General features: G+C 53.7%; 18 protein-coding genes and 1 other RNA gene. 12 read left to right on the top strand and 7 right to left on the bottom strand.

What is annotated here, in order from left to right; all coding sequences use genetic code 11:
• Positions 1-13: 13 nt before the first annotated feature.
• From M467_RS27965 to M467_RS27945, 5 genes are all read right to left on the bottom strand, one after another.
• A complete protein-coding gene (locus M467_RS27965; protein ID WP_021067519.1) occupies positions 14-661 on the bottom strand; it encodes an ABC transporter ATP-binding protein in 648 nt (215 codons plus the stop codon).
• On the bottom strand, positions 658-1665 hold the full coding sequence (locus M467_RS27960; RefSeq protein ID WP_021067518.1) for an ABC transporter permease: 1008 nt from the start codon (positions 1663-1665) through the stop codon (positions 658-660). The genes M467_RS27965 and M467_RS27960 overlap by 4 nt, the downstream gene beginning before the upstream one ends.
• 67 nt (positions 1666-1732) lie before the next feature.
• A complete protein-coding gene (locus tag M467_RS27955) occupies positions 1733-3079 on the bottom strand; it encodes a sensor histidine kinase (protein WP_021067517.1) in 1347 nt (448 codons plus the stop codon).
• Positions 3076-3741 carry a response regulator transcription factor gene (locus tag M467_RS27950; RefSeq protein WP_021067516.1) on the bottom strand — a complete coding sequence of 222 codons (666 nt, stop codon included), beginning with the start codon at positions 3739-3741 and terminating at the stop codon, positions 3076-3078. The genes M467_RS27955 and M467_RS27950 overlap by 4 nt, the downstream gene beginning before the upstream one ends.
• Positions 3742-3804: 63 nt before the next feature.
• Positions 3805-4695 (bottom strand): hypothetical protein, encoded by an 891-nt coding sequence (locus tag M467_RS27945; protein WP_021067515.1) that lies wholly within the window; start codon positions 4693-4695, stop codon positions 3805-3807.
• Positions 4696-4864: 169 nt separating this feature from the next.
• Here M467_RS27945 and M467_RS27940 point away from each other — a divergent pair, with 169 nt between their 5' ends.
• Both M467_RS27940 and M467_RS27935 read left to right on the top strand, forming a co-directional pair.
• Positions 4865-5272: a hypothetical protein gene (locus M467_RS27940; protein ID WP_021067514.1), complete on the top strand. Its 408-nt coding sequence runs from the start codon at positions 4865-4867 to the stop codon at positions 5270-5272.
• A 105-nt stretch (positions 5273-5377) separates the two neighbouring features.
• Positions 5378-6832 (top strand): S8 family peptidase, encoded by a 1455-nt coding sequence (locus tag M467_RS27935; RefSeq protein ID WP_021067513.1) that lies wholly within the window; start codon positions 5378-5380, stop codon positions 6830-6832.
• A gap of 39 nt (positions 6833-6871) precedes the next feature.
• Here the strand turns inward: M467_RS27935 and M467_RS27930 are convergent, their stop codons facing one another.
• On the bottom strand, positions 6872-7276 hold the full coding sequence (locus M467_RS27930) for a hypothetical protein (protein WP_021067512.1): 405 nt from the start codon (positions 7274-7276) through the stop codon (positions 6872-6874).
• 121 nt (positions 7277-7397) lie between these two features.
• Here M467_RS27930 and rnpB point away from each other — a divergent pair.
• From rnpB to M467_RS27915, 4 genes are all read left to right on the top strand, one after another.
• An RNA gene (gene rnpB / locus M467_RS31645) (RNase P RNA component class B) lies at positions 7398-7765 on the top strand.
• Positions 7766-7871: 106 nt separating this feature from the next.
• Positions 7872-9038, top strand: coding sequence for a THUMP domain-containing class I SAM-dependent RNA methyltransferase (locus M467_RS27925; protein ID WP_021067511.1), 1167 nt, complete (start codon positions 7872-7874; stop codon positions 9036-9038).
• Between the two features lie 441 nt (positions 9039-9479).
• Complete coding sequence (locus M467_RS27920) at positions 9480-9962, top strand: VOC family protein (RefSeq protein ID WP_031200248.1); 483 nt, start codon at positions 9480-9482, stop codon at positions 9960-9962.
• A 22-nt stretch (positions 9963-9984) separates the two neighbouring features.
• Positions 9985-10482: an NUDIX hydrolase gene (locus M467_RS27915; RefSeq protein WP_021067509.1), complete on the top strand. Its 498-nt coding sequence runs from the start codon at positions 9985-9987 to the stop codon at positions 10480-10482.
• Positions 10483-10527: 45 nt separating this feature from the next.
• On the opposite strand, the gene M467_RS27910 is transcribed toward M467_RS27915, so the two are convergent.
• Positions 10528-11394 carry a DNA/RNA non-specific endonuclease gene (locus M467_RS27910; protein ID WP_021067508.1) on the bottom strand — a complete coding sequence of 289 codons (867 nt, stop codon included), beginning with the start codon at positions 11392-11394 and terminating at the stop codon, positions 10528-10530.
• Between the two features lie 256 nt (positions 11395-11650).
• Between M467_RS27910 and M467_RS27905 the strand changes: the two genes are divergently transcribed.
• The 6 genes from M467_RS27905 (at position 11651) to M467_RS27880 (ending at position 16157) form a co-directional block, all read left to right on the top strand.
• Complete coding sequence (locus tag M467_RS27905; RefSeq protein WP_021067507.1) at positions 11651-11833, top strand: hypothetical protein; 183 nt, start codon at positions 11651-11653, stop codon at positions 11831-11833.
• Between the two features lie 68 nt (positions 11834-11901).
• Entirely contained in the window at positions 11902-12807 is a 906-nt protein-coding gene (locus M467_RS27900) for a Gfo/Idh/MocA family protein (protein ID WP_021067506.1), read from the top strand.
• A 59-nt stretch (positions 12808-12866) separates the two neighbouring features.
• The gene (locus M467_RS27895; protein ID WP_021067505.1) at positions 12867-14285 is read left to right on the top strand and encodes an alanine/glycine:cation symporter family protein; all 1419 of its coding nucleotides are present in this window, start codon (positions 12867-12869) and stop codon (positions 14283-14285) included.
• Positions 14286-14393: 108 nt separating this feature from the next.
• Positions 14394-15215, top strand: coding sequence for a YihY/virulence factor BrkB family protein (locus tag M467_RS27890; RefSeq protein ID WP_021067504.1), 822 nt, complete (start codon positions 14394-14396; stop codon positions 15213-15215).
• A 79-nt stretch (positions 15216-15294) separates the two neighbouring features.
• A complete protein-coding gene (locus M467_RS27885) occupies positions 15295-15849 on the top strand; it encodes a hypothetical protein (protein ID WP_021067503.1) in 555 nt (184 codons plus the stop codon).
• Between the two features lie 83 nt (positions 15850-15932).
• Positions 15933-16157 carry a hypothetical protein gene (locus M467_RS27880; protein WP_021067502.1) on the top strand — a complete coding sequence of 75 codons (225 nt, stop codon included), beginning with the start codon at positions 15933-15935 and terminating at the stop codon, positions 16155-16157.
• Positions 16158-16213 lie beyond the last annotated feature (56 nt).

Genomic DNA, 16213 nt, shown 5'->3' with positions numbered 1-16213 from the left:
CGGTCTTCCTTTTTTAATGTCGGGGCGAGGGTTGAAGCTGACCGTCCTGAAGCAATAGGACCCGGTCGCAGACGTCTAGCATGCGTTCATCGTGAGTGATGACGAGGACTCGACGTCCGTGATTACGCGCTTCAGCGACGAGCAACTCCATGACCCGGCGCCCGTTCTCGAAATCGAGGCTCGCCGTCGGTTCATCGGCCAACAAGAGCTGAGGCCGATTGATGAGGGCTCGGGCAACGGCGACGCGCTGCCGTTCGCCGCCCGACAAGTGTTTCGGCAGTTGATTGAGGCGATGACTCAGACCGAGGACGTCGAGCAGGTGGAGCGGGTCTTGTTTAGATTCGCTTTCGGCCTGGACGAGCTCGAGTTGTTCTCGAACCGTCAAATATGGAACGAGGTGGGCCTGCTGAAACACGAAGCCGATTTCATTCAAGCGAAGCAAGCGTCGTTCTTCTTCACTCGCAGCGAGCAACTCCCGTCCCTCGAGCTCGATGAGCCCGACGTCAGGTCGTTTCAATAAACCAAGAATTTGGAGCAGCGTGCTCTTCCCGCTCCCGCTCGGTCCGATGATGCCGATACATTCCCCGGGATCGACCTGTAAATCGATGCCTCGCAAAATGGGCTGTCCGTCATACGTATGGCAAATATTCGTCAATTTCATTGTCCAATTCCTCCTAGCGCGTCGGCGGCGTCAAGCCGGCGCAATTTCCAAAGCGGCAACAACGTCCCGATGAGTGAGAGGACGGCCATGACCGCACCATATGCGAGCACGTTGCCCAAGTCGAACCGGAACGGGATGGCGTCTGGGACGAACGTGCCGGTGAACCCTGTCAGCACCGTGGCTAGCAGGCTCGCCGTTAGCACCGTGGCCATGACCTGGATGACGAGAGCCGTGCCGATCACACGGGGACGAATCCCGATTGCTTTCAAAATCCCGAGCTCCGGGAGCTTTTGGAGTGTCAACATATAAAAGAAAGCGGTCAAGATGAATGCGCCGATGAACAGCAAGAAGCCGCGCATCATCGTGAATGTGCCTTGTTCTGCCGTATACCCAGGGACGGACTCAACGACGTCTTGTTTCGTCATCGCAGCGAGTGAGGTGTCAGCCTTCCCGAGCCAGGCCGAGACGTAGGCGGGCTGACCGCTAGCCGTCTGGAACGCTTCCCACGTGTCCTGTGTTGCCCAGATGACCGGGGCGTGGCTATAGCGACCGTCCGTCGTCCCGACGATGGTGAATGCATACCCGGACGCAAAATCGCGAACCGTGTCTCCGATTTCGACGTCACCGAGAAAACTTGGGTCGACGAGCACGTCCCCGACAGCGAGGTCAAGCTCGGGCCCGATTGTGGAATCTTTCGGCAATGTGAATAACGTGGCATCTTGTTTTTTCGTTCCATGGACGAGCGTCATCGATTTGACGCCGAGCGGGGTGAGCGCATCGGGTGTCGGCAGTTCGATGAATGAGCGGGTCAATTGCCCGTCGGCATCATCGGCCAGTTGAAACGTCTCGATATCGAGTTCACGCAAGGTGGCCCCGTTATCATAAGCCAGGCCGTCCGCGAGTCCGGTGATCAATGTCGACAACAAGACGATAAGTAGCGTGATCACGAAGATGAGCGAAAATTTTCGTTTTTGCCGCCACATTTCTTTTAATCCTAAGTTCATAAAAAAAGCCTCCTTCATAGCGATGAAGGAAGCATAACCGACCAAGATGAACGGAATATGAACATGACTACAACGTGACGTAAAAGACGGTACCCGCCCCGAGCTGAGATTCGACCGTCAACGTGCCGCCGTGAAGGTGGACGATATCTCGGGCGATGGCGAGGCCGAGCCCGGTGCCTCGTCCGGATCGTGAGGCGTCGCCTTTATAGAAACGCTCGAATAGCCGTGCCTTCGTCGCTTCATCCATGCCGACACCAACGTCTTGAATCAAGACGGTCGGGCGTTCGCCTTGATACGCCTTGATGGTGATGAGGCCACCGTCTGCAGAAGCGTGAATCGCGTTCATCAGCAAGTTGGACCACACTTGTGCCAGCAATAGCGGGTCACCGGTCACGATGAGCGTCGAATCGAGTTCTGTGGCGACAGCGATTCCTTTCTCGTCGAGTTGGAACGTGTGCCGCCGGATGACATCCTCGATGGACGCTCGCACATCGACCGGTGTCGTTAACGACACGTTGGCCTCGTCGAGCCGGGCGAGGAGCAGTAATTGTCTCGTCAGCTCGGACAGGCGCGACGCCTCGTCACGAATGATGGCGGCATGCGCTTTCGCGTCACCGTCGGTCGTCGCGACGAGTTCCGAGGCGTAGCCTTTGATGGAAGTGAGCGGGGTCTGGAACTCATGGGAGACGCTCGAGACAAACCGTCTGCGCTCGCCTTCCGATTTTTCAAGCGAGTCGACCATATCGTTGAAGCGACGGGAGAGCGTGCCAATCTCATCGTTGCGCTCGAGTGGGAGGTCGCTCGGCCGACCCCCGGATGCGACCGAATCGGTCGCAGCGGTCAACGTCCGCAACGGGCGGACGAGTTGACTCGTCGACAAGGCAATCAAAATGAAGGCGAGCCCGGTCAACAAGGCGAAGAACAACCCGACGAATAAATGCAGCTCGCGGATTTGGGCACTCAGATCGGGACGGATGAAGACGGCATCCTCACCATCGATGCTAAACCCATACGTATTGACGACCTCGTTGTCGAACAGTCCGAGCAAAAACAAGTGGAACGGATAGGTGTGCATCCCGTCGTAGGTTTCACCGGACCGGACGGAGGCGATGACGTCGGTGTCGAGCCGCTCATCCCGGAACGCTCCGCCATAGCGTTCAATCGTATCGTCCGGTCGTACGACGAACAACTGATAGCCGGTCTGAGCGAGCAGTGTATAAAATGTGGACGTCTCACCATCGGTATGGGTCTCGAAGTACGCTTTCGCGGCCTCAGCCGTCTGTTCGGTCTTGTCGCTATAGGACGGTTGCCACCACACGTAGTAGGCGACGTTGCTGACGAGCAGGGCGATAGCGCCCGACAACAATAAAATCATAAACACGGTCAAGACGATTCGCGTGTATAGCGTCTTCATGGCGTCACCTCGAGCGTATACCCGACGCCTCGTACCGTCCGAATCATGTTGCCTTCGTCACGGAGGCGAGCCCGCAATCGCTTGATGTGGACGTCGATCGTCCGGTCGTCGCCTTCGAACTCGAGGCCCCACACTTGCTCAATCAATTCATCACGGGTGAACACACGACTTGGAAACGCAGCCAACTGATAGAGCAGCTCGAACTCTTTTTTCGGCAAGTGGATCGTCTCCTGATGAAGTTCGAGCCGATAATCACGCAAGTCGAGTTTGAGCGGTCCGGCAGTGACGACCGTGGCCGCATTCTTGGCGTAACGTTTCGCGACGGCTTGGAGCCGGAAGAGCAGTTCTTCTGGAATGAACGGTTTCGTCATGTAATCGTCGGCCCCGTGCTCGAAACCGCTCCGTTTCTCCTCCCATTCCCCGAGGGCGGTCAATAGGATGACCGGAATATCCGTCAATCGTTTCAGCCGGGAACAGAGCGTTCGCCCGTCTTGGCCCGGCAACAGGATGTCAATCACGGCAGCATCTGCAGGTCGCTCTAAAAACAGTCGCTCGGCGACGTTTCCGTTCATGGCCGTGGTGACGGTGTGACCGGCCCGCTGTAACGTCGTTTCAATCAGATGCAGGATGGCCAGGTCGTCTTCAACAATCAGTACGTGCATGACTCTCTTCCTTTCTCATGAAGGACATCGAAAACAGGTGACCCATGTCAGGTCACCTGGCCGTTATGTCGCTTTGGTCAGTTCTTTGTGTAGCGCCCGGAGCGCCCGCAGGAAGGCATCTTTGAAATACTTGTCTTCTTGGGCCTCGAGCGTCTCGAGCGCGGTCGTATCGCCCGCGCTCGCTTTGACGAGCAGGTTGACGACCGTTCCCCAGCGCTTGACGTGCTCGGGCTTCGGATGGTTCATCGCGACGGTCAACGTGAACCAATACGGTTGGTCCCGACGCTGCAACGTGGCAATCATCTGCTTGGCCGTCTGTGCCTCCGCCTCGGACGGTAGCGTGGCCGTGGCGAACCAGCCGAGCAGTCCGGCACTCATTGCCTCGAGTCGCGCCTTGGCTTCTGGCTCAATCGGCTCACGTCCGAATTCGGAGATGTTGACGAAGACGAGACGGTCCTTGCGGTCGAGGTGGGTGATCCATCCTTTGACCGTCTTGAGCTTGTCTTTGTCTTTCGACTGGGCTTTGACCGTGTAACCGTTCAGTTTGCCGATGTAAATTCGGAACTGGCCACGGTCGAGTTGCTTATCGACTTTGAACTCGATGTCCTGACCGACCGTGAACGGTTGGTTCTGTTTGTTGAGCGTCTCGCCTTTTTTCAGTTCCGGACGTCGGACGATGTAGCGGAGCGCTTCTTGTTCGGTCTTGTCGTCGAGCGTCCACAGATTGTTCGGTGTGACATTTTTAAAGCGATGCCGGCGGACGAAAATGTATTGATCGAGCGCCTCGACAGCGTCGGTGACGGAATTTTTTCCACTCAAATAATCATCGGCGATATCTCTTAGCGTGATTGATTCGAGCCGGTCGATATGTCCGACGTATGGGACGTGTCCGACGACGAACAGGGCGGTGGCAATCAATTCACTCTCGCGAGGGGTCAGAGGACGTTTGGCCATGTTGCACTTCCTTTCTTGCATTCATATCATTTAGTATACCAAAAACAAATTTCGACATGTTGTATGAATCAACCAGATGGAAAATTTTACAGGCATACAGGATTTCGTGGATTGATTGCGAATAGTTGAATATGATAGAGCTATGCGGATGTTGAGATGAGGTGATGAGATGAAGCTATCGATAGAACCGGGGGATTATGTCGTGTTGATTGAAATCAACAAGGAAGTATTGAAATGTACGTCCCTCGATCAGGCCGACTATGTCGACCGAGACCGCTATGAACTGGTCGGCCGGATGAGTGAACGGCTCCCGGCCGAGGTGATCGTCCCTTCTATCATCGACTATATTCGGTTCGGTAGTGGATATATCGGCGACAATATCGTCTGGGACACAGAGACGGAATCGTTTTTCTGTCAACAGTTCGAGACGATTGATGGATCTCCGCTCGGTGAGGACCTCGACGGATTCACACCCGATCCGTATCGGACGGAACTGGCGCGTTATTATACGTATTTGACCATCGGAAAGATTGTCGACTACGAGATGGATGAGCCTGACGAACCGAGCTATTGGTGAGCGTCGAAAAAATGTCACAATCTATTTTTCGAAAAAAAGGGAAATTGATTCCGTAATTTGAGATAATGGGGGCATCTTAGGAAGTTTGGAATGGAGCGGTAGGCGATGAAAAAAATGATGCTTGTGGCGGCGCTCGCGCTGCTCATGCCGGCGTCGGTGGACGCGGCGAAACCGGTTGTGTTGGAGAAACACGGTTACATCGTGGCCGAGCCGAGGGTCGGGAACCAATACTATATCAAGCAAACAGGCACCGATTTGGCGTGGAACACGACGCGCGGCGCTTCAGACATCGTGATCGCTTTAATCGATTCGTCGGCCGATCGGCGGCATAAAGAACTGTACAAGGTCCCTCGTGTCGTCAATTCGATGAAAGGGCCTTACAGTGTGGATTATCATGGGACGCATACGGCCGGCATCATGTCTGGGCGTCACAACAAGTTCGGGATGGCCGGACTTGCTCCGAACGTACGCTATCATTTTTATAACGTCTTCTACGGCAAAAACTCGGAGTACACGGATTCTTGGACCGTCGCCAAAGCGGTCGACACGGCGGTGGCGAAAGGGGCGAACATCATCAACCTGTCGCTCGGCGGGCAAGATTACGATCAAGTCCTCGCCGATTCGATTCGCCGGGCCCGGGCCAAAGGGGTCATCATCGTCGCCTCGGCCGGAAACGATGGGGAGAAGACCGTCTCGTTCCCGGCCAATATGAAAGAAGTCATCGCGGTCGGGGCGATTGACGCGAACCGTCGCGTCGCCGGGTTCAGCAATATGGCCGCTCAAGTCAAAATCGTCGCACCCGGGGTGAACATCTTGTCGCTCGGCTTGAATAACGGCTTCGTCTATATGGACGGGACGTCGATGGCCGCGCCGATGGTGTCGTCGGGTCTCGCGCTCGTCAAATCGGTCAATCCGTTTTTGACACCGGCCGATGTGGACGCCTTGATTCAAAAGATGCCACGGACGAGCGGCAAGACTTATACGGAGCTGAACACGAAGCGGCTCCTCGATGCGACACCGCGTCCCGTGACGCTCTCGGTGCCGTCGACGCTCAAGAGCCGTTACGTCAAAGAAGCGAAACTGACGGTCATGAAAAAACCGAATTTGAAAACGACGTATACGTTATATCAAGGTACCCGTAAAGTGAAGACGCTGTCGGCAGGGAATTCGATGTTCACGATGTATGCCGGCGGCGATTGGCTGCCGAGCGGCTCGTACAAGCTCCAAGCCGTCGTCACGAATGGGAAACATAAACGTACGGCCAGTCGGTCCTTCAAATACGTGAATCCCGTCAAGCCGGCGGTTGCGGTCAAAGCGTCCGACGGAGGCACGTTCGAATTGGCGACGACGCGAAAAGGGGTCGTCACCGTGCTCGATGCGAACAAAAAAATCGTCTATGAGGCGCTTCACGTACCGGGCAAGTTCCCGGTCCGGAGCGACACGAGTGCTGCGTACACGGTCATCTTGAAACCGACCGACATCTCTGAGAAAGTGGTGACGGTCAAGTATGCGCCACAACCGGTCCAAGCCGAGACGGACACCTCGGCGGAATCGACATGAAAAAACACCCGGAGCCAGCGCTTGGCTCCGGGTGTTGATTTATGCTTTTGTGATGGCTTCACCGCTCCAACGAATGTTCGCTTCTAAGACGTTGCCGTTGTCGTCGATATGTTCAAAACTCAGTTTCCCGTCGACGATAATCTCACAGAGACCGACACGGACATCCTCGCTCCATGCACGACGTGTCTGTGTCGACGCGTCGAACGTCGGAATCGATTCAGGAAAACGTTCCTGTAAGTGGGCCAAGTTATGATGGTCGAAGTGATACGGACGTTTGGACAGCTCATTCGGTGCTTTAATGTCAAACGGCTCGAATCCTCGGACGAGTCGATTATTCCGGTAGAAGGCGAACACGCCGTTATTCGGGTGGAGCGCTTTAATGTCATCGATTTCAATCACATAGGTCAGTCGTTGAATCCAACCGTTTTTTGCATCTTGACGCATCAAAATCCCTCCTTGTTCAATGGAACACGCCTTATTTTAGCGCTGACGCCGGTGAAAATCAAGTTCAGGTTCTCGGTTGTCATTTCACGGGTTATCCGCTACAATGGGTAAAGTGACTATGAGGTCTGGGCAATCGCGGGACGCAAGTCTTGAGGAAAGTCCATGCTCGCACAGCCTGTGATGGCTGTAGTGATCGTGCTACACGAAAAGATAAGTGTAGGCAACGCAAGTTGACGGCAGAAGAAGCACCTAAGTCCTCGGATATGGTGCAAGCTTCTTGAAAGTGCCACAGTGACGGAGTCTGATCGGAAACGTTCAGAGTGGAACGAGGTAAACCCCACGAGCGAGAAACCCAAACTATGGTAGGGGAACTTCCTGACTGGAACCGAACGGGACGGAAGGCGCCAATCGGCGCAGATAGATGATTGTCACTCCATCGTGCCAGGGAGACCGTTATGAGCACCGGAGTACAGAACATGGCTTACAGGGCAGCATAGTCTCTCATTTAACATTGACCAGGAGTTCAAGCAATCCTACTTGAGCTCCTTTTTACATGACCATTTTAGGAGTAACACTTATAGAAAGTAGGGATAGTATGGCAAAACGAAAACTGATTGCCACCGCAGCGATGGGCATCGAAGCACTCGTCGCCAAAGAAGTGCGCGACCTCGGCTACACGTGTGAGGTCGAGAACGGACGCGTCTATATCGACGCAGAAATGGAAGACATTCCGCGATTGAACCTATGGCTCCGGACGGCAGACCGCGTCAAGCTCGTCGTCGCCGAGTTCAAAGCGACGACGTTCACGGAACTGTTTGACGGTGTCGTCGAACTGCCTTGGACGGATCTCATGCCGTGGGACGCTCGATTCATCGTCGACGGCCGCTCGGTCAAGTCGAAGTTGTTCTCGATCCGCGACTGTCAGAAAATCACGGAGAAGGCGATCGTCGACGCGATGCAACGCGGATACGATAAGCCGGGCGAGTGGCTGCCGAAGACGGGCGCCTACTATCCGATTGAAGTCGCCTTGTTGAAAGATGTGGCGACGATCACGATCGACACGTCAGGTGACGCGCTTCACCGTCGTGGTTACCGTGAGCTCCACTCACAGGCACCGCTCAAAGAGACGATGGCTGCGGCAATGATTCAGCTGACGAACTGGAAGCCGGACATGCCGTTCTACGACGTTTTCACCGGCTCAGGGACGCTCGCCATCGAGGCGGCGCTCATCGGTCGTAACATCGCGCCTGGTCTCAACCGTGAGTTCTGTTCACAAGACTGGCCGTGCGTACCGAAGAAAGCCTGGTATGATGCAATCAATGAAGCGAACGAGAAAGCGGAATGGGACAAACCGCTCAAAATCTACGGCATCGACCTCGACCCACGCATGGTCAAGCTCGCCAAGGATAACGCCGAGCTTGCCGACGTCCGTGACGCCATCACGTTCGTCCACAGTGACGCGGCTGCCTTGAAGCCGAAAGAAGAGTACGGTGTCATCATCGGCAACCCGCCATACGGCGAACGGTTGCAGACCGAAGAAGAGATTATCGACCTGTACGAGCGGATCGGCCAGCAGTTCGCCAAATATCCGGGCTATAGCGTCTATATGTTGACGAGCTATGAGGATTTCGAGAAAGCGTACGGCCGTCCGGCGACGAAACGCCGTAAGCTGTATAACGGGAATATCGAGACGCAGTATTACCAGTTCTTCGGTAAACGTCCGCCGAGACGTTCAGCTGAGCCGACTTCTGATACGAAATAAGTCGTCATTGCACAAACATTACACACTTTTTGTTTGTGATACTGAAGACAAGCGAAAACCGCTCCTAGGAGCGGTTTTTTTACTTGTCGTGGGTTTTTCGCCCTTGTAGGTGACGGAATGGATGTATGTGCCAGACAGTCGGCCCAGTCTCATAAATGGGCATGGCCCGTCCTAAGTCCGTCTGTTCAAGAATCGATTGCGCGTTCTTCTTGTCCTTCTAATACGTGACGACGAGACGTTCGAATAGCCTCCCTGGAGTCGGACGGCAGTGAAGGGGCCATACAAGTTTTTAAACATTGCGTCATCGCATCCTGTAACACATTACATCACTCACTTTCCTATACATCGCTCTACCGTTCAACATTCAAGCTATTATAACTTACATTTCCATATATAAGGATTATACTCATAATATGGCTAAGATAGGGAGATGAAGAATGGATGATAAGAGGTATATATGAGGCACACTTGCCGGTAAGTGATTTGACGGTGTCGATTCCATTTTATGAAAAACTCGGAATGAAGCTGGCCTTCCAAAACGAGTCCTTGGCATTTCTATGGATCATCGAAGGAGAGAGTTGGCTCGGTTTGTGGGAGAGTGATCGCGTCGAGGTGCCGTACCATCCATCGATTCGTCACGTGGCGTTTCGAATCGACCCCGAAAGCCTGGAAACGGTGAAGGCGTGGCTCGATGAACGGAACATCAAAGTACGGACCGCCTTCAAGATGACGCCTGCTGAGCAGCCGTTAGTCTTGCCGAACTTCCCGCACGCACATGCCGCCATCTATTTCGACGATCCGGACGGGAATTCGCTCGAACTGATCGCATTTCTTGAGACGGATCCGACCGCTTCGTTTCAAATGATGTCTTTCGCTGACTGGTCAGAAGAGAAGCGGATGCAAGGGTCACAACATACTGAATGAGACAAGGCAGGGGGGTAGAGCGATGTATCGGTATACGTTATGTCTATTGAAATCAGAAAATGAAGTCTTACTGTTGAATCGCGAGAAGCCGCCAGCGATGGGACTATGGAACGGCGTAGGTGGGAAAATCGAGTCGGGCGAGACGGTTGAAGCGTCGGTCTGTCGAGAAGTATTCGAAGAGACCGGATATAAGATTGAGCATCCTCTGTATAAAGGGGAGGTCATCCTGCACGGAGAACAGCAGGTCGGGATGCATCTGTTCGTCGTGGAAGTCACGAAACATGAAGCCGCTGACAAGGTACAGAGGACACGTGAAGGGATTTTGGAATGGAAGCAAATCGACTGGGTGCTTCATCCTGACAATATGGGAATCATCAGCAACTTGAAGCAGTACTTACAGCCGATGCTAGACCATCCTATGCCTAGACGCCATACGTTCCGTTATGACGGGCATGAGTTGTTGACGTACACGCACGACCAACTGGATGAAGCTTCAAGCATTGTACATAAAACGAGATGATTGGCCCCATTGGCCAACCATCTCGTTTTTGATTCAGATATTGGATCACTCGCCAACCATCCCGTCGCCATCATTATCGCGCATGTGCGGATAGAGCCAATGGTCGCTCGTGATCGGCATGGTGAAGCCGGCGTCCTTCGCCTCTTGAATCGTCACTTGGCCGTTGCCGTTCGTATCGACGCGCGTGACGTCACCGCTTGCTTCGGTGGCCGATGGTGCGCTCTCCGTCAATCCAAGTTCTTCATTCACCTCATCCGGGTTGACATTGTCGAACGAGTCGGTAACGACATTTCCTTTGACCGTGTATGTGTACTCATAGTGTGAAGGGATATGAGTATTCGTATCCGGATATGTGATGATCGCCTCGAAGTCGGTCGCGCCGCCTGCGCTCCGGATCACGCTCTCCATATACGCCTGGTCGCCGTGGCGATTGAGCGTGCTGTTTTGGGGCGTGATGTTGAATGCGTTCGAGACGCCGCCGAGCGAATCGGCGATGACGTGACCTTCGTCGAGGTCGCGGTGTTCGACCCCGGGCACTTTCGCCTCGTCAGCGTAGTATCGACCATCCGACGTCACGTCTTCTCGGTCGTCATCTTGCAGCACAATCTCGTCCGCAATCACTTTCACGAGTTGACCGTGCTCGTTCGTGAACGCCCAATACTCGCGTTCCCCGTATCCGATATCGACGACGACATTATTCTCGCGTTCACCTGACAAATCTCCACCCTCGACTTCAATCATGTCATAGCCGGCGAAGCGGTCCTCTGTCTGCGGTTCGGTCGGTGCCGTCGTCTCGACGGTGGATTGTTCTGGGGTGTCCGTCACCTTGTTGGTCCCGGCTTCCTCGATCGTACAACCTGCCAATAGCAGAATCGAGAGCGGGAATGCTAAATAAGTAATGTTTAATTTCATTTGAAATCTCCTATGTGTGAGGCATACTTGTTCATTCTAGGAATCTTCGACACGATTGACAAGTTATCGGATTGGGACTTGTTTCAGTCGTGCTTGTCATAAACGAGCCAGAAATTGTCACGATTCGATGACGCGCCTCCCTTGGGACTAGTGGTACAATGGATGGGAACGGTCCGGCGGTCGAGCGGGTTATGGCGTTTCAATCGTTTCGTTTCAGGCTATACATACGTATACATCGCTTGAGAGGAGACGTATCATGCAGACATATACCATCGAATATGCGTTCCAGGACAAAGAACAGACGACGCGGACGTGTGAGGTCGTTCTCGACCGGACGCCCGATTTACATGATAACGAGCAGTTGGCCGACTTGTATCAGATCGTGTCAGATGCGATTCGTAAACCAATCACCAGTTTTGAAATTGTAGCGGTCCATTAAACGAACCTTTGACCCCGGGCACACGCCTTGGGGTTTTGTTCAGTCTTAGGAAGAGGAGAGATGTACACATGAAGATTGTCGTTGTTGGATTAGGGGACGTCGCGAAGAAGGCGTATTTGCCGGTCTATGCCGGTTTAGAAGGGATCGACGTCTATCTCGTCTCGAGAGACGAGGCGAAAGCGGGTCAACTCGTCGAGAAGTATCGTTTTGCCGGTCAGTATGCATCACTCGAAGACGTCCCGTTCGAGACGATGGACGGCGCGTTGATTCACTCGACGACATCCGTTCATGCCGACCAGGTCGGTTACGTGCTCGCGCAAGGTGTGCCCGTCTTCATCGATAAGCCGGTCACGTTCATGCTCGAGGACACGGAGCGGCTCGTACGTCTCGCTGCCGAGCAGGGCGTCGAGCTCATCACCGGGTTCAACCGCCGTTTCGCGACGGCGACGGCTGCCTTGAAAGAAGTGTCCGACCCGAATCTGATTTTGATTCAAAAGAATCGGACGTATCAACCGGCGACACTGCGTGAGTTCATCATCGAAGACTTCGTCCACGTCGTCGATACGCTCCGCTATTTGACAGGGCTCGCCCCTGTCGAGAATTTGGCCGTGCGGACGCGCCATGAGGCCGGGACGTTGAAACAGCTCCAGATTCAATTCACGGCCGGAGGGGTCGAAGCGATCGGCATCATGAACCGGGACAACGGCTGTACGGAAGAAGTGATGGAAGTGATGTCGCCTCGTCTGAAGCGGGTGTCGCGCGACGTTGAGCGCGTGTATGATTTCACCCGTGACGGCATGCTCGAGCGGGCGCTGAACCCATGGGAGTCGAATTTGACGCGTCGCGGCTTCACGACCATGCTCGACGAGTTCCTGAAGCTCCTCGCCGGTGAACCGAATGACTCGGTGCGAGCAGAGGACAGTTTGACGACGCACGCGCTCTGTGAGCGCATACTAGAAGAGGCTTCGCGTTGACCGTGTCGTTTCTGTGGCCCATCGAGCGGGTATTAACTCCGTAAAAGGAGGGGATGCGCATGGATATTCGTGAGCTCGTCATGCAGGTGAACGACCTGTTATGGACGTACGTACTCATTTTCGTTTTGATTGCCGGAGGGTTGTATTTCACCATCCGGATGGGATTCGTCCAGTTCCGCATGTTGCCCGAGATGTTCAAGTTGCTGTTCGTCAAAGGAATCAAACACGAGAAAGGGCAAGTTTCGTCGTTCCAGGCGTTCGCCATCGGAACGGCCGCTCGGGTCGGGACGGGGAATATCGCCGGCGTCTCGACGGCCATCGCACTCGGTGGACCGGGCGCCGTTTTCTGGATGTGGCTCATCGCCTTGATCGGTTCGGCTTCTGCCTTCGTCGAGAGCACGCTCGCCCAAGTGTATAAAGTGCACGATGGGAAGGCGTGGCGCGGTGGACCAGCCTACTATATCGAGCGGGCACTCGGTCAACGGTGGCTCGGCATCGTGTTCGCGATTTTAATCACGTTCGCGTTTGGCTTCGCGTTCAACTCGGTACAGGCCAATACGATTGCTTTATCGATCAATAACGTCTTCGAAGTCGATACGCTCTGGGTCGGCATCGTTTTGGCTCTCGTGACAGCCGTCGTCATCTTCGGCGGGATTCGCTCGATTTCAACGTTGTCGGGGATTATCGTCCCGATTATGGCCGGCGGCTATATCCTGCTCGCCCTCTGGGTCGTGTTCACAAACCTAGAGGCCATCCCGGCCGTATTTTCGGCCATCTTCTCAGAAGGGATTCTCGGCTTCCGACAACTGCTCGGCGGTGCAGTCGGTGCGGCCGTCCTACAAGGGATTCGCCGCGGCTTGTTCTCGAACGAGGCAGGGATGGGATCGGCACCGAATGCGGCCGCGACCGCGGAGGTCAGCCACCCGGTCAAACAAGGCTTGATTCAATCGCTCAGCGTGTTCGTCGATACGCTCTTTATCTGTACGGCGACGGCGATGATTGTCCTCATCTCGGGAGTACCGGGTTCAGAGGACTTCCAAGGCATCGAGTTGGCGCAAGAGGCGCTCTTGACAGAGATTGGGCCGCTCGCGACGACACTCATGACGATTGCCATCCTATTGTTCGCGTTCAGTTCGATTTTGGCGAATTACTATTATGGGGAAACGAACATCGAGTTCATCTCCGAACGAAAAGTGTATCTGGTCATCTACCGGATTGCGGTCGTCGGGATGGTCTTGTTCGGATCGGTTCGATCGGCGGGGTTGGTCTGGTCGATCGCCGATATCTTTATGGGCTTGATGGCGCTCGTCAATATGTATGCCATCTTCCGACTCAGTAAGGTCGCCAAAGCGCTGCTCGACGATTATGTGGCGCAGAAGCGAGCCGGACGTGATCCGGTGTTCAATCGTGATGATGTGGATTTACCTGGTAAAGAACATGTCGAGGCGTGGGAAACGAAACGAGAGAACATCAGTTAAGATCGGGGCAAGAATCGGACGCGTCGCGCCATTCTTGCCTTTCCTTTATCAAATTTCTTATTTCAAATACCGTATTTATTTAATAAATTATAGAAAAGAGTGCACGAAATGATACAACCATTCCTTCATACATTCAAACGATTTTTTGCCGAACGATTTTTTGACCAAGCCGCCATGTTGGCCTATTATTTCATCCTGTCGACGTTCCCGTTCTTACTGTTCGTACTCGGGATTGTCGGGTGGCTGCCGTTCTCAAGTGGGGACGTGATTTCCGCACTCGCACTGGTCATGCCTGAAGCCAGCTATCGATTGCTGGAAGGGAACATCGAGGCGATTTTTGATGATTCACGGTTGCGGATTGCCTCACTCAGCATCTTGCCGGCGCTCTGGATCTCATCGATGGCGGTCCAATCGCTCGTCCGGTCGCTCAATGACGCCTATCGCCTGATTCGGAACAAGGCGTTCTGGCGGGGCGTGTTGCAAGACATCGCCGTGACGCTCGCACTCATGTTCGTTTTGCCGTTCTCGTTGCTCATTCCGGTCATCGAGACTGCGCTCCGGGAGTTGGCGACACATATCATCTTTATCGACGACATCGTCGAAAGATATGCTCAAATCTGGTTCTATTTCCGTTGGGTCGTCGGCACGCTCGTCCTGTTCAGCGTCTTCTTGCTCGTCTATAAGTGGTTGCCGAGCCATCGCGGAACATTCCGTGACAGTTGGGCCGGGGCGGCGTTTGCTACCATCGGCATCTTGACAGTTTCGAACGTGTTCAGCTACTATTCACAGTATGCAAACTATGAACAGTTTTACGGTCAACTCGGTGCTTTCATCATCTTGCTGATCTGGTTCTATTTGGCGGCCTCGGTCATCCTTCTCGGGGGGCTGTTGAACGCCACGCTTATCGAACGAAAAGAAATATCCGGTTGACGTGTAAATGCTTGTTATCATTCTTTGATTCAGGGAATGATACGGTTAAGGTCACATCTTTTAATCGGAGGTGGGAAACATGGATATGCAACGGCTCGTACACAATCGTCGTTTCATCGATCAAACATTGTTTTACCTCGCCTTACAATTATGGAAGTGGGTTATGTTACTACCGGTCTTGTTCTATCTAGACGTTTCGATGAGCAGTGCCCCGTTTTCCCAGTATGTGGCGGTCAGTCTTTTGCTGTATGTGGCGTTTCGTGTCATGCAGTACGTGATTGCCAGCCGGGCTTCGTTGATGGAGTTACTCGAATTCGGCTATGCGGTGCTATCGCTCGTCCTCGTTTTCTCCTTACTGCTTGAAGTCTCAGCATCGCCTGGAGCCATCGCCTTTGTGCTCGGCGTGTTCTTGGTCCATCCTTCGCTCGCCTTGCACCATTACCGTGACTTCACAGAACGGAAGTGGTTGAACAAGCAGTTCCAATTGTTCAGTCCGATGCTTCGAAAAGGTGAGATTCCGGTTCACGTGCTCGTGTTGACAGAGGATGAGATTATCATCACGGCAGAGAGTGGAAAAGAGTACACGTATCGGCATATCTACTGGGGCGGATTCTATATCGAAAATGTCTCATGAAGGTGGTCTAATCATTGAATAGTGTGATTGTGATGGTATTTTGGGTAGTAACATTTATTGTGTTCTTCAAAGGGGCGTTCGATATGTGGCGAGAATGGCGTGCCACGAGACAGCGCTCGGTCCTATATTTCTTTATCGTCTTGTTGCTCACTTGGTTCTGGTTCAACCCTTACCAACTGACGGCGCTCCATCCGTTCGTCTTGATGGCGTATTATTGGAACCGGAATCGTCGGATGCGCAACGCGATGCTCGTGCTCGTCCTCGTGCCATTCTTCATTCAACTCTGGTTCATGGCGAGAGCGATGTAATTTATTCAGACCACAGACAAGATGTCTGTGGTTTTTCTTTAATCCATTGTCACGGC

Source organism: Exiguobacterium chiriqhucha RW-2 (assembly GCF_000416965.1).
In the GTDB taxonomy this organism is placed as follows: domain Bacteria; phylum Bacillota; class Bacilli; order Exiguobacteriales; family Exiguobacteriaceae; genus Exiguobacterium; species Exiguobacterium chiriqhucha.
Note: the sequence above shows the minus strand (reverse complement) of the source record. Positions and strands in the feature narration are given on the sequence as shown.

Coding starts and splice junctions, on each gene's coding strand:
- M467_RS27965 (WP_021067519.1), bottom strand. CDS start 661: ATGAAATTGACGAATATTTGCCATACGTATGACGGACAGCCCATTTTG.
- M467_RS27960 (WP_021067518.1), bottom strand. CDS start 1,665: ATGAACTTAGGATTAAAAGAAATGTGGCGGCAAAAACGAAAATTTTCG.
- M467_RS27955 (WP_021067517.1), bottom strand. CDS start 3,079: ATGAAGACGCTATACACGCGAATCGTCTTGACCGTGTTTATGATTTTA.
- M467_RS27950 (WP_021067516.1), bottom strand. CDS start 3,741: ATGCACGTACTGATTGTTGAAGACGACCTGGCCATCCTGCATCTGATT.
- M467_RS27945 (WP_021067515.1), bottom strand. CDS start 4,695: ATGGCCAAACGTCCTCTGACCCCTCGCGAGAGTGAATTGATTGCCACC.
- M467_RS27940 (WP_021067514.1), top strand. CDS start 4,865: ATGAAGCTATCGATAGAACCGGGGGATTATGTCGTGTTGATTGAAATC.
- M467_RS27935 (WP_021067513.1), top strand. CDS start 5,378: ATGAAAAAAATGATGCTTGTGGCGGCGCTCGCGCTGCTCATGCCGGCG.
- M467_RS27930 (WP_021067512.1), bottom strand. CDS start 7,276: ATGCGTCAAGATGCAAAAAACGGTTGGATTCAACGACTGACCTATGTG.
- M467_RS27925 (WP_021067511.1), top strand. CDS start 7,872: ATGGCAAAACGAAAACTGATTGCCACCGCAGCGATGGGCATCGAAGCA.
- M467_RS27920 (WP_031200248.1), top strand. CDS start 9,480: ATGATAAGAGGTATATATGAGGCACACTTGCCGGTAAGTGATTTGACG.
- M467_RS27915 (WP_021067509.1), top strand. CDS start 9,985: ATGTATCGGTATACGTTATGTCTATTGAAATCAGAAAATGAAGTCTTA.
- M467_RS27910 (WP_021067508.1), bottom strand. CDS start 11,394: ATGAAATTAAACATTACTTATTTAGCATTCCCGCTCTCGATTCTGCTA.
- M467_RS27905 (WP_021067507.1), top strand. CDS start 11,651: ATGCAGACATATACCATCGAATATGCGTTCCAGGACAAAGAACAGACG.
- M467_RS27900 (WP_021067506.1), top strand. CDS start 11,902: ATGAAGATTGTCGTTGTTGGATTAGGGGACGTCGCGAAGAAGGCGTAT.
- M467_RS27895 (WP_021067505.1), top strand. CDS start 12,867: ATGGATATTCGTGAGCTCGTCATGCAGGTGAACGACCTGTTATGGACG.
- M467_RS27890 (WP_021067504.1), top strand. CDS start 14,394: ATGATACAACCATTCCTTCATACATTCAAACGATTTTTTGCCGAACGA.
- M467_RS27885 (WP_021067503.1), top strand. CDS start 15,295: ATGGATATGCAACGGCTCGTACACAATCGTCGTTTCATCGATCAAACA.
- M467_RS27880 (WP_021067502.1), top strand. CDS start 15,933: ATGTGGCGAGAATGGCGTGCCACGAGACAGCGCTCGGTCCTATATTTC.